The sequence below is a fragment of the Gammaproteobacteria bacterium genome (genome assembly GCA_041395445.1).
In the GTDB taxonomy this organism is placed as follows: Bacteria; Pseudomonadota; Gammaproteobacteria; order Xanthomonadales; family Marinicellaceae; genus NORP309.
In genome coordinates this window covers 513396-525000 of sequence record JAWLAO010000001.1, presented here as the reverse complement: position 1 = coordinate 525000, position 11605 = coordinate 513396, and the positions used below count along the sequence as shown (strand labels likewise).

At 36.4% G+C, this 11605-nt stretch carries 12 protein-coding genes (1 of these 12 running past the window's edge); 7 read left to right on the top strand and 5 right to left on the bottom strand.

The window, feature by feature from the left end:
* The 3 genes in view from R3F25_02425 to R3F25_02415 are tightly spaced (at most 10 nt apart) and all read right to left on the bottom strand, a layout consistent with a single transcriptional unit that may run on beyond the window.
* Window positions 1-126 carry the 5' portion of a BON domain-containing protein gene (locus R3F25_02425; protein ID MEZ5495679.1) on the bottom strand. 450 nt of this gene lie to the left of the window's left edge, so only the first 126 of its 576 coding nucleotides appear in the window; its start codon is at window positions 124-126; the stop codon falls past the left edge of the window.
* Window positions 127-136: 10 nt separating this feature from the next.
* Window positions 137-550 carry a YraN family protein gene (locus R3F25_02420; GenBank protein ID MEZ5495678.1) on the bottom strand — a complete coding sequence of 138 codons (414 nt, stop codon included), beginning with the start codon at window positions 548-550 and terminating at the stop codon, window positions 137-139.
* On the bottom strand, window positions 489-2237 hold the full coding sequence (locus R3F25_02415) for a penicillin-binding protein activator (protein ID MEZ5495677.1): 1749 nt from the start codon (window positions 2235-2237) through the stop codon (window positions 489-491). Before R3F25_02415 ends, R3F25_02420 begins: the two co-directional genes overlap by 62 nt.
* Before the next feature lie 23 nt (window positions 2238-2260).
* Here R3F25_02415 and rsmI point away from each other — a divergent pair, with 23 nt between their 5' ends.
* The 3 genes from rsmI to R3F25_02400 all read left to right on the top strand — a co-directional run bounded on the left by rsmI (window position 2261) and on the right by R3F25_02400 (window position 3629).
* Entirely contained in the window at window positions 2261-3097 is an 837-nt protein-coding gene (gene rsmI, locus R3F25_02410) for a 16S rRNA (cytidine(1402)-2'-O)-methyltransferase (protein MEZ5495676.1), read from the top strand.
* A 116-nt stretch (window positions 3098-3213) separates the two neighbouring features.
* Window positions 3214-3447 (top strand): hypothetical protein, encoded by a 234-nt coding sequence (locus tag R3F25_02405; GenBank protein ID MEZ5495675.1) that lies wholly within the window; start codon window positions 3214-3216, stop codon window positions 3445-3447.
* Window positions 3447-3629, top strand: a complete 183-nt coding sequence (locus R3F25_02400; GenBank protein ID MEZ5495674.1) for a hypothetical protein — start codon at window positions 3447-3449, stop codon at window positions 3627-3629. Before R3F25_02405 ends, R3F25_02400 begins: the two co-directional genes overlap by 1 nt.
* 15 nt (window positions 3630-3644) lie before the next feature.
* Here the strand turns inward: R3F25_02400 and R3F25_02395 are convergent, their stop codons facing one another.
* Window positions 3645-4382, bottom strand: a complete 738-nt coding sequence (locus tag R3F25_02395; protein ID MEZ5495673.1) for an endonuclease/exonuclease/phosphatase family protein — start codon at window positions 4380-4382, stop codon at window positions 3645-3647.
* A 181-nt stretch (window positions 4383-4563) separates the two neighbouring features.
* Here R3F25_02395 and trmB point away from each other — a divergent pair, with 181 nt between their 5' ends.
* The 4 genes from trmB (at window position 4564) to R3F25_02375 (ending at window position 8969) form a co-directional block, all read left to right on the top strand.
* A complete protein-coding gene (trmB, locus tag R3F25_02390; protein ID MEZ5495672.1) occupies window positions 4564-5253 on the top strand; it encodes a tRNA (guanosine(46)-N7)-methyltransferase TrmB in 690 nt (229 codons plus the stop codon).
* Window positions 5254-7107 (top strand): SLC13 family permease, encoded by a 1854-nt coding sequence (locus tag R3F25_02385; GenBank protein ID MEZ5495671.1) that lies wholly within the window; start codon window positions 5254-5256, stop codon window positions 7105-7107.
* An 84-nt stretch (window positions 7108-7191) separates the two neighbouring features.
* On the top strand, window positions 7192-8001 hold the full coding sequence (locus R3F25_02380) for a hypothetical protein (GenBank protein MEZ5495670.1): 810 nt from the start codon (window positions 7192-7194) through the stop codon (window positions 7999-8001).
* Window positions 8001-8969, top strand: a complete 969-nt coding sequence (locus tag R3F25_02375; GenBank protein ID MEZ5495669.1) for a CsiV family protein — start codon at window positions 8001-8003, stop codon at window positions 8967-8969. Before R3F25_02380 ends, R3F25_02375 begins: the two co-directional genes overlap by 1 nt.
* Here R3F25_02375 and R3F25_02370 read toward each other — a convergent pair whose 3' ends face one another.
* Window positions 8970-11540, bottom strand: a complete 2571-nt coding sequence (locus tag R3F25_02370) for an EAL domain-containing protein (protein ID MEZ5495668.1) — start codon at window positions 11538-11540, stop codon at window positions 8970-8972.
* Window positions 11541-11605 lie beyond the last annotated feature (65 nt).

Here is an 11605-nt window from a genome sequence, read left to right as displayed (position 1 = left end):
TCCAGCTGAACGACGATCATTTGCAACAGAAATTCCAGTGACTATGGCGCCACCAACAACTACTGGTGTGCATGAAGTTAAAATAATTGTTGTGCTTAGTAAACTTGTTAAAATAATTTTTTTCATAGTTATTTTCTCAATAAAATGCGTTTTTAAACCACTGAATGTGAGGATTTTTCTTATCTCCTTCGATAGACAGTACATCAAATCGACAGTTCCAGTTATTATATTTATTATTTTCTAGTAAAAACAATTTGGCTGTTTGGATGATTTTTTTCTGTTTGGATAATGTCACTGATTCAATTGCAGAAACTTTTTCAGAATTTTTTCTATATTTTACTTCAATAAAAACCAGCGCTTTCTCGTCTTGCATAACAAGGTCAATTTCTCCAAATTTGCTGTAGTAATTTCTTTGAACTAACTTTAATTTGTTCTTTTTTAAATATTTGTATGCAATATTTTCCCAATAGTCGCCAAGAAATCTCATATTAAAATGTTTCTTCGACGATTTCTGCTTTACCGTTTCTAAATTTAGCCCAACCGGTTTCACGATGAATGATACCATTTTTATCGACATTGATTTTTCCGCTGAGCCCATTCATTTGCTGATTTTTCAGCCTTTGCATCCAGTTTAGCCGATTACTGAGCGCAATTGCATCATAACCAAAAGCAAAGAACTTTCTGTTATCTTTGATTTGAGCAGCATCAAAATTTATGTAAGGCTGAACCGATTTCGGACTAGTTACAAAATGACTTTGTGAAAACATAACACCTTCAAGGTCTTTGTCGAGTTCCGGCTCTTGGCTGATTGACATAATCTGAGAGGTTGAGTAAACGGGTAAATCCTCAGCTTTGAAGAATTTTAACTGTGGTTTTATAAGTCGTGCCTGTTTGGGGTTTGCAAGTAAAAATACTGCATCAATATCCGGTCTGATTTGCTCAGAGGTATTCAATGGATGTGAAATCAATGTCTGAAGTTTTCTGGCTCTAATTAAAGAGTCATTAAGTCCAAGTGCCTGTTTTAATTCTCGTGAGTAATCGTGAATTGAACCGGGGAAAAATTCGTAGCTGACAACTTCACCTCCATTTTGAATTAAATATTTTTCAAACTCTACTGCCTGTTCACGAGAGGCTAGAGACTCAGCAGCCAACACTGTAACTCTTTTTTTATTATCGACAACCAATTTCTCGGCAACAGTTGATATTTCATCATCAGTCGACAAGGAAAACTGATAAAAATTAAAACCTTCAACTGCATTTTCGACATTGTTTAACAACATCACAGGAATAGTATTGGAATTATAGCTTTCAAATTGTTGAATGGATTTTTTCTCCAATGGACCTATGACGAAATCAGCCCCGGATTCAATCGCACCAAACCATGCGTAAGAAAAGTTTTCGCCATCTGAGCCAGTATCGAAGAAATTCAATCTTTGTCCGAAGGAACCATTGCGGTAAAGCGAAGCAATCATGCCTTGCTGAATACTTTTAGAGATATTTTTATAACGACCGCTAAGCGGTAATAATACAGCAATGTTTTTATAGGAGTTAATTTGTGAGAAGAAAATTTTACCCGGATGATTGGGCCAACGTCTTTGCCAGTCGTTGATTGAATCCTGATCGGCAGAATTTGAAATGTATGCAGCCTCTAACCACCCTTGTTCCAAAGAAGATATGTTGATATCAAATAATGCTTCGGCCAACTGAGTTTCCGGAATTTGCAAAAGGATATTGATAATTTCATCACTAATTTGAATATCATTTTCATATTTGGACAGATTGATTAGTGTCTTCGCAGCTTCTAATGGTTGGTTGCCGGCTAATTCAATTTTTGCACGAAGCATCATAAACCTTTTCCAGAGTGGATTCGATTCATCAATCGATAGATTCGATAGTATTGAATTGCTTGCCTGAAGTTGATTGTCATGCAAGAAAAGTTCTGCTTTGATCAGTGAGTAGAGATTATGATTTCTCAGATTTATCTTTGAAATCAGTTGAGCTGACTTATCATACTGATACAATTGAAGATAACTATCAGCTGCAAAAAGTGCAAACTCAGGAGATTTGTGTTTATCGAACAAAAGCTCAAATTCTATAGCTGCCTTTTCGAAATTTTGCTGTTGATAATTATAACGAGCACTTTCATAACCAACAATGTTATTAATATCGGGTTTAGTGTTTTGCGTTCCGCAAGAACTGATTAAAATAATCAGCAATATTAAAATAATTTGTTTCATAATTCGGTTATGAATAGAGAAAAATGATAAAAGACACAGGTACATTATATATCGTAGCCACTCCAATTGGCAATTTAGATGACATAACTAAGCGAGCTATCAGCATTTTGTCAGAAGTTGATATTATTGCTTGTGAAGATACCAGACACACCGGAAGATTACTGGCGAATTATGGAATCAAAAACAAATTGGTTAGTTTTCATCAGCATAATGAAAATCAGTTTGCTGAAAGTTTGATTGATTTACTTAATAAAAACAATAATATAGCATTAGTCTCGGATGCCGGAACTCCTTTGATAAGTGATCCCGGTTATCCGCTGGTTAAACTGGCTCATGAGAATCATATCAAAGTTGTACCTGTTGTCGGTGCCAGTGCAATTATTGCATTGTTATGCTCCAGTGGGCTTCCGACTAATGAATTTCTGTTTACGGGTTTTCTGCCGGCAAAATCCAAACAAAGGCAAGAAGAGCTTAAAAGAATCCGTGAGAATCCCTTTACCACTGTCATTTATGAATCGACACACAGAATCATTAAGTCACTGGAAGATATGGAAAAAATTCTAGGAGAAGACAGAATCATTGTCATCGGTAGAGAATTGACCAAAACATTTGAAACCATCAAGTTGGGTAAGGTGAGTGAAATTCTTGATTTTGTTCAATCAGACTCTAACCAAACCAAGGGCGAATTTGTTATCGCAATTTCAGCATTAGAGGTTGAAAAAACCGAAGATGTCTCAGAGCAACAAAAACAACTGGCTCAATTACTTTCCAAAGAACTTCCTCCCAAAAAAGCCGCAAAAATCACAGCCGAATTTTTAAATGCGAATAGCAAAAATATTTATAACTTTCTCATTAAATAGTTTTTTGAAATTTATAATTGTAGGAAATTTCCTACAATTTTTTCAGAAAATTGCTGACAGTAAAAAATTATCATTTGTTTACAATTTGTTCATCAATCAAATTTTGGGGAATAATTATGAAAAACAATGTGAATGATGCGATTGGAAGAATTAAGCAAAGAGTTAATGTCTTACAGGAAAGAAAGGAAATCCAAAAGAAAATCAGGTTTTTGCAACGCAGTATGGTGCAAGTCTCGCTTGGAGCACACCCGGATCGACCTGAACTCTATAAAAGTTTGAGAAGATCTCTGGAAAAAGCCAGACAGCAATTGCTCGAAAATAAAAATAACAATCTTGCTTTGAGGTCATAATGATGAGTAATCAATTGGAGCCTTTATTGAGAGAAATTGAAAAAATCATTGCAACCATTGGTGATTACGATATTGGCAGGGTCAGATTCTCAAGTTGCGAAAGACAAGAGCTGACAAGATTGTTTAGGAAGAAATTAATGGAAGCTAAAAAATTCAGCCATAATATTCGGATTGTCAGTTAACAAAGCTTTTATGTTTCATCGAAGCTCAAAAGTTGAAATAACCGGCAGATGATCGCTTGCTATTTTTGAGGTTTTCTTTTTATACGTTTTAGTTTTTAACAAGTTAACTTTGCCTTTGTAGTAAATGCGATCCAACCCTCCTCTGGGACTGAATGATGGAAATGTTTTTGTTGCAACTTCACCTTTTTCAGTTGTTTTATCGGTGGCACATTTGAAGTTCATAGCTTCAATAAACAATGCTCTTAATAATGAACGCCAATCGTTAAAATCACCTGCAACAATGCAATTTTCATCTTCTGTTATTTTTCTGTATTCTGCTGAACGAAATAATAAACCGGCCTGCTTTTGCCTTTCTTTGGCGGATAAACCCAAGTGTAAGTTGAAGACCTCTAACTCTTTTTCATTTGGCAATTCTAAAGTAGTATGTTGACAACCACGACGTTTTTTGTTTTCAATTGTGAGATCGATATTTCTTTCCCTGAGAATAGGAAAGCGACTGAGTGTGGCATTTCCGTAGTAACCCTTACGAAGTGAAACATTATGGCCTAAGGCAAAATGTTGATAGTTACAGGCTTGGGATATTTCTTTTGCAAGGTTTAACTCTCTGGATCGCGGAGCTCCTTCATCAACTTCCTGTAAGAGCACAATATCAGCATTGATATCATTCAGAATATCAATAATTCTTTCGGGTTTGAATCTGCGATCAAGACCAATAGCTCGATGAATATTGTAAGTGACCAATTTTATTTTCATTATTGGCAGTATATTGAAACCGATTTTTTTGTAAATATTTTATTGAGTTGTGATGTTGAATAAACTGCCAGAAAGGTTGTTTTTTCATCTCATAATAAACAATTGGTAAAACTCATTGACACTATCTCAAGAGCGGTTAAAATTTAGTATTGAGTTCAAATTCCAAATTTTCAAAGAGTTAATGTCCATACACAATCAGCATAAAATTCGCAGTTTTGTCATGCGTGCAGGAAAACTAACAAGTGGACAAAAACGAGCTGTAGATGAGTTGTTGCCCCAGCTGCAACTGGATGAAACTAAAGAATTAAATAAAAATGAAGTCTTTTCTAATGAGAATCCAATCTGGTTAGATATTGGCTTTGGCAATGGTGAGTCTTTAATTCATGCGGCTCAACTGTATCCGGATGTCAATTTTATCGGTATTGAAGTTCATACTCCGGGAGTTGGTCATTTACTGTTGAATATTGAGAAACTGGGACTGAAAAACATCCGGATTTATCATTCAGACAGTATCGAAGTTCTTACTAAATGTTTTGAAGAAAACACTCTTGATGCTATTCACATATACTTTCCTGATCCTTGGCATAAGAAAAGACATCATAAGAGACGTTTGGTCAATGAAAGTTTTATGAAATTGATTTCTAAGAAACTCAAAAATGACGGCAGACTCCATTTGGCAACAGACTGGCAAAACTATGCGGAACAGATGTTGGAAGTTATTGGTCAGTTTCCACAGTTTGTGAATACTTCCTTGAATGGTGGTTTTATTGAGAGGCCGGACTGGCGACCGATTACAAAGTTTGAAAGAAGAGGTTTTAAATTGGGTCATCAAAGTTTTGATCTCGTATATCGAATCACAAAAGAGGATTAAATGGAAATAGCGGCACTAGAACTCGATAATGAAATGATGATGGTTTTAGCCATTCTTGGTTACACGATTATCCTTTTTGTAACAGAAGTCATTCGTATTGATGTCGCTGCAATTTTGATTTTGGTTATGTTGGGTTTGACCGGATTGGTTCCCGATACGCACTTATTTGATGGTTTTGCTTCCAATGCTGTGTTGTCAATTATTGCGGTTATGATTCTCGGAGCCGGATTGGATCGGACGGGAGTGATGAATAAAGTTGCCGGTTTCATTATGAAAATCGGTGGAAAGTCTGAGAACTCTGTGATTCCTGTGGTCTCCGGAACGGTTGGAACGATTTCCGGGTTTATGCAAAATGTGGGTGCGACTGCATTATTTTTACCGGTTCTTAATCGAATTTCCGGACAAACCAAAATTCCTCTCAGCCGGTTATTAATGCCGATGGGGTTTTGTGCGATTTTGGGCGGAACAGTAACTATGGTTGGTTCATCACCGTTGATTTTGCTGAATGATTTGATAGAAACTTCAAATCGCTCATTGCCTCCCGGAGCTGAAACTTTAAATTCTTTTGGTTTATTTTCAGTCACTCCGATTGGTATCTCGCTTCTTACAGTTGGGATTTTGTATTTTTTATTGATTGGAAAGCATCTTTTACCCAATAGTGTGAAAATGGATGAATATACGGGTCTCAAATCCAATGACTATTTTAAAGAAACCTATGGGATTCCAAATATTAAAAAGGAACTGCTTGTCGGTAAAAACAGCCCGTTAATTGGTAAAACAATTCTTGAAATTGAAACTATGATGCACGATACCATTAAGGTTTTGGCATTGAGTTCAGAAGGAAATACCAAATTATCTCCATCAAGAAAACATTTTATATGGTCGGGTGACAGTCTGGGAATACTTGGTGATGATGAACAAATTACACAGTTTGCCGAGCAAAATAAATTAACTATCGTAAATGGGTTCAAACAGTTCAAGCATACGTTTAATGCTTCCAATGCCGGTTTTTCAGAAGCAGTTATTGTTCCTGGTTCCCGTTTTCTAGGCAAGCAGTTGGGAGATTTTCATTTCAGGCAGGAGTTTGGGATAACTGTGATTGCTATTTCCAGAGCTGATGAGGTGTATCGGGGAGAAGATATTCACACTTTAACACTCAGGTTAGGCGATACTTTTGTAATTTTTGGTGGCTGGCGTGATCAAGCAGGAATCAGTCGGAGTCGTAATGTTGCGGTTGTCGGAGATATTCCGACACAACAAGAAAGACCTCAAAAAGTCCCATTCGCCTTATTCTTTTTCGCAGTGGCTTTGAGTTTGGTGATTTTCACTAAGTTGAAGTTGTCAATTGCCTTATTGACCGGCGCCATCGGGATGATAATTACAGGAGTGATTCATATTGATGAAGCCTATCGGGCGGTGAGTTGGAAGACAGTTTTCCTCCTTGCATGTTTAATTCCTTTAGGATATGCAATGGAACACACCGGAACGGCGGCTTGGGTCGCTCAGCAAACGATTACGCACCTTGGTAGTGTCAGTCAGTATATTTATCAGTTGGCAATTGCCATATTGGCAACTGTTTTCTCACTGGTGATGTCAAATGTCGGTGCAACAGTATTGCTGGTTCCTTTAGCTATAAATATTGCACTGGAAACTGGTGGAAACCCTGCTATTTATGCCTTAATCGTGGCATTGGGAACTTCCAATGCCTTTATATTACCAACTCACCAAGTGAGTGCTTTAATAATGGGACCGGGCGGTTACAAAGTTAAAGACTTCTTGCGTGTGGGAAGTTTGATGTCGATTATTTTTATTGCTGTAATGCTGATAACGGTTAATTTGTTTGTATCCACATAATGCAATTTATCGTTAACGAATTTCACTTTACAATATTTTGACTACTGATAGAATGATAACTCGATTGGAAAACAGGAAAAGACTATGAAAATTTCAAACTGGGAACAATTACCTGATGACTTCAAATTCGGCTATTCTCAAAAAGAATTAGAACAATTGTGGGATGAATTGCATGCAGGTGACTGTTATGAATATCCTCTGAATTTGGAAGGATATGATGAGTCTATTCTGAAAAAACAGGCCGATGCCTGGTTGGATTATCATAACGGAGACTTTGAAAGTGCTGCAAAGAAAGGAGTTAAATTGGTAGAACATGGTGCTGTGATTCTGGCTAAATCAGTTGCAACTTATTGTGATTACCTGTGTGAAGATGAAGATCAAGCTTTGCAGTTATTGACTGATGCTATGGATTTTTGTGAGGAAGCTGTTGAGTCTTTACCGGATTGTGCGAATGTTCAATTTGTAAATGCTTTGCTGATTGGCAGATATTCACAGAGGATTTCAATCACAAAAGCGTTGAGCAAAGGACTTGGCGGTAAGGTCAAAAAGTATCTCGATAAAACTTTAGAACTTGAGCCTAATCATGCAGAAGCTCATACAGCGTTGGGCTTGTATCATGCAGAAATTATCAATAAAGTTGGCTCGATGATTGGTGGATTGACTTATGGTGCAAAAAAATCAATTGCAATTGAACACTTTGAAAAATCAATTGAGTTGACCCCGGATATTCCAATCACTTCGATAGAGTATGCAAATGGTTTGATGCTGCTTGAAGGTGATAAAGCATCTGACAGAATCTACGAGTTGTATGAGCATGCCGTCAATCAGGAAGCCAAAGATGCGGTTCAAAATTGTGATATTAGCTTTGCCAGTGGCCAATTGGAAGAAGAATAATGAAGTTTTTTCTAACTCTTTTTTTGTTTGTGGGGTTCAATGCCACGGCACAAGTAATAACAGATGAATCCATTGGTGAAGAATCAGTTATTGATGAATTACAGGAAATTCCTAGTTACCGATATGTTTCACTAAAAGATAATAAGGTATTTGATGTAGAAATCATAATATTTGCCTATCTCAATCCTTTGCCCAATTCCAAGACTTATACAAACAAACCTGTGTTTGATGATTCCAATGCCATTGAACTGGATTTGAAACCTGAAGATTTTAGCTTTCAAGTTAAAGAGGAATCTAATGAAACTGAAAATTTAAATAACAACACCGAATTAACCGTGTCGATTGATGGCTCTGATGAGGAAGACACTCAGGTTCTGGTATGGTTTGAGCATAGTCTAGAGCAGTACGAATTGTTACCGATTTGGGAGAGGTTGCAGAATCAAAGCCACATAGTACCTTTGTTACACAAAGCATGGAGACAACCTGAAACACCTTTCGATGCCCCTCAATATGTGAAGTTATCCAACATAATGTTAGAAACTGAGCAAGAAGAAACAATCGAAGCCCCGTTTTCCGAATTAGAAGACGCAGTTTTAAACAATGATAAAATTGTAGAAAATAATATTGATTCCGAACATTTTGGAATTTTTCTTAACAGAGAACTTAAAGATTCACTCGAATTTTCACAACAATCTAAAATGTATTATTCAGATTTCAGCGTTACTGGGAGTGTTGCTCTTTCACAAGGTCGTTATCTGCATTTTGGACATTTGCTTAATCTCTTTCGATTAGCTCAGGATGCTGATACTAAAGCTATTAGCAATATGGTTTTTTCTTTAGAAGAAAGAAGACGTCTGGAAGCCGATGGTTTGCATTACTTTGATTCCCCTTGGTTTGGGAGTATTGTGAAAATCACACCTTATAAAGGCGAAGTTGAGGCTACTAGTGAAAAAACAGGAACTGATTAGCTATCGAGAATTGGAATTAGCCAAGTATTTTTCTTCAATGTAATCGGCTAATAGCGGTCTGTCAAAGTAAAATCCTTGAAACTTGTCACATCCCATTTCTAATAACATATGGTGTTGTTCTTTGGTTTCGACACCTTCTGCTATAACTTCTAATGATAAGTCTTCAGCCATACCGATGATTGTTCTAACGATGGTTCTTGCTTCACTGTTTTCAACAATATCTTTAACAAATGAGTAATCAATCTTTAATTTGTCAAAAGGAAGTTTCTTGAGATAACTCAATGATGAATACCCGGTTCCAAAATCATCAATTGCCAGACGTATTCCTATATCTCTGAGCTTTTCGAGTGTATTTACTGTTTCTTTGACTTTATCAATGAGTACGGACTCTGTAATTTCGAGCTCAATGAGAGAAGGAGGAACTTTGTACTTTCGTAATAAGTAATTTAAATATTTTACGATGTCATCATCGTGAAGTTGTAACACCGAAATATTGATGGTAACAAAGGGAAGTTGCTTGTATGTTTCCGACCATTTTTGCAATTGAATGATAACCTGCTCAATCACCCAATAACTGATTGGAATGATTAATCCGCTTTCTTCTGCTGCATGAATAAAGTCCGATGTACTGTAAATTTTTTCTTTATCAGAGTTCCAGCGAATCAGTGCTTCCAAACCTATGAAGTCAGCTTTTGCTCCGGACATTTGTGGTTGGTATTGGATATAAAAATCCATTGTCTCAAGAGACTTATGCAAGTCAGACACCAATTGATGATGTCTTAAAATATCTTCATACATTTTGGGTTCAAACACAGCAATTCCATTTCTTCCACGGGCTTTAGCCTGGTACATGGCAATATCTGCTTTTTGCATAATCTCTTCGTAAGTCTTTGCATGATAAGGAAAAATAATGATTCCAATACTTGCGGTAATAAATAAATCATGGCGGTTAATCACAATTTTTTCTGTTAGAGATTCCAGAGCTGAATGAGCTACTTCATTGGCATGTTCATAGATGTCTGAGTAATTTTCATACTCGGTTTTTAACAATAAAATAAACTCATCGCCACCAATTCTAGCAACGGTATCCTGAGATGAGACGATTGATTTTAAACGCTCAGAAATAATTCTCAAGAGCTGATCCCCGGCAGCGTGACCGAGAGAATCGTTAACGTTCTTAAAGTAGTCCAAGTCAATGAACAATAAGGCATTTTGATACTTATTCGACACTTCCTGTTTTAACTCTAAAACGACACGGTTTTTTAATAACTCGCGATTAGGTAACTGTGTCAACTCATCGTGATGTGCCATGTAGTTAATTTTTTCCAGGTATTTTTTCTCTTCGGAAACATCCACGGCAACGGTTAAGACAGCTGGAATGTCATCTTCGGTTAACAAAGGTACTTTGGAAAGGTTGAAAACTTTTTTCTCACCATTTTTATATGTTGTAATTTCTTTAAATAATGTTCTTTTCCCTTGTTCGAGTAATTTCTCATCACCTTCAAAAAAATCAGTAAAACTCGGATTATCCTTCCGGGGTTTAGAGTTTGGAGTAGCATCATCCGATTTGACTTCAAAAAAGTCAGCCGCATTATTATTAATGAGATTGAAATTCTCAGCTTCATCTTTTACATAAATAATGTGTGGAACTAAATTAATGATTTGTTTCAGTTGTTTGCTTTGATTGATATGTTGGTGAGTGTGTTTTTTTATTTGGCTTCTCAGATATTGCATAATAACCAGAAAAGCTATGAAAAGAATAGCTGAGATTGCAAGTGTGTATTTGACCCAATTTGGAATAACGATACCTTGGGTGGTACTCATCCATTTATTTTTTAATGTGTTATATGGAGATAGTGGGTCATCATGCCACTGATGCATATAGTAATCAATTGTATCTAAGAGTTTTGTATTACCGTTATTCTTGGAGACAGCAAAATGGGCATTTGTGGGATTAAACATGACTGAAGAACGTACAATATCGTATTTTCTTTCATAGGTAACACCAACGATACTTCCTGAAACAGCACCAGCAACTTCATTATTGACCAATTTCTCAAAGGCAACGTCGTAATTGGCAACATACTCAATCAAACAATTCACTTTGAATTTTTCACACATTTCCTTGATTCCTGCAGAGTGGATATCATCCTTTACAACGGCAATCGACTTATTGTCGAAATCAAGAATATTTCGCAAATCGCTATCTTCATTGACATAAACCTGTCCCCAACCGGTAATAAAAATTTCCTTTGAGAAATTAAAGAAATTCATTCTTTCCTGTGAAAATGCAATAAATGTCATTAAGTCAATTTCACCAGCTCTGGCTTTTTCATAAATCTCAGACCAACTACCAATTTTCCATTGAATCTGCCAACCTTCTTTTTGACCTATTTCTTTGAGAAAGTCAACTATCATTCCTTGAGGTTCTTCGTCTTCTGCGATGTAAATCATTGGTGGTGCGTGTGTGAGACCTATCGAAACGGAGTCTGATGGTTTGAGGTTGTTTTGGGCATAAACCAAGCTACTTATCAGTAATAAAAAAAGTAACTTAGCTAAGGGTTTGAACATTTCGGAATACAACTCTAATATCCTGATACGATACACCATTTCACAAATAAATTCCAGAGAAACAA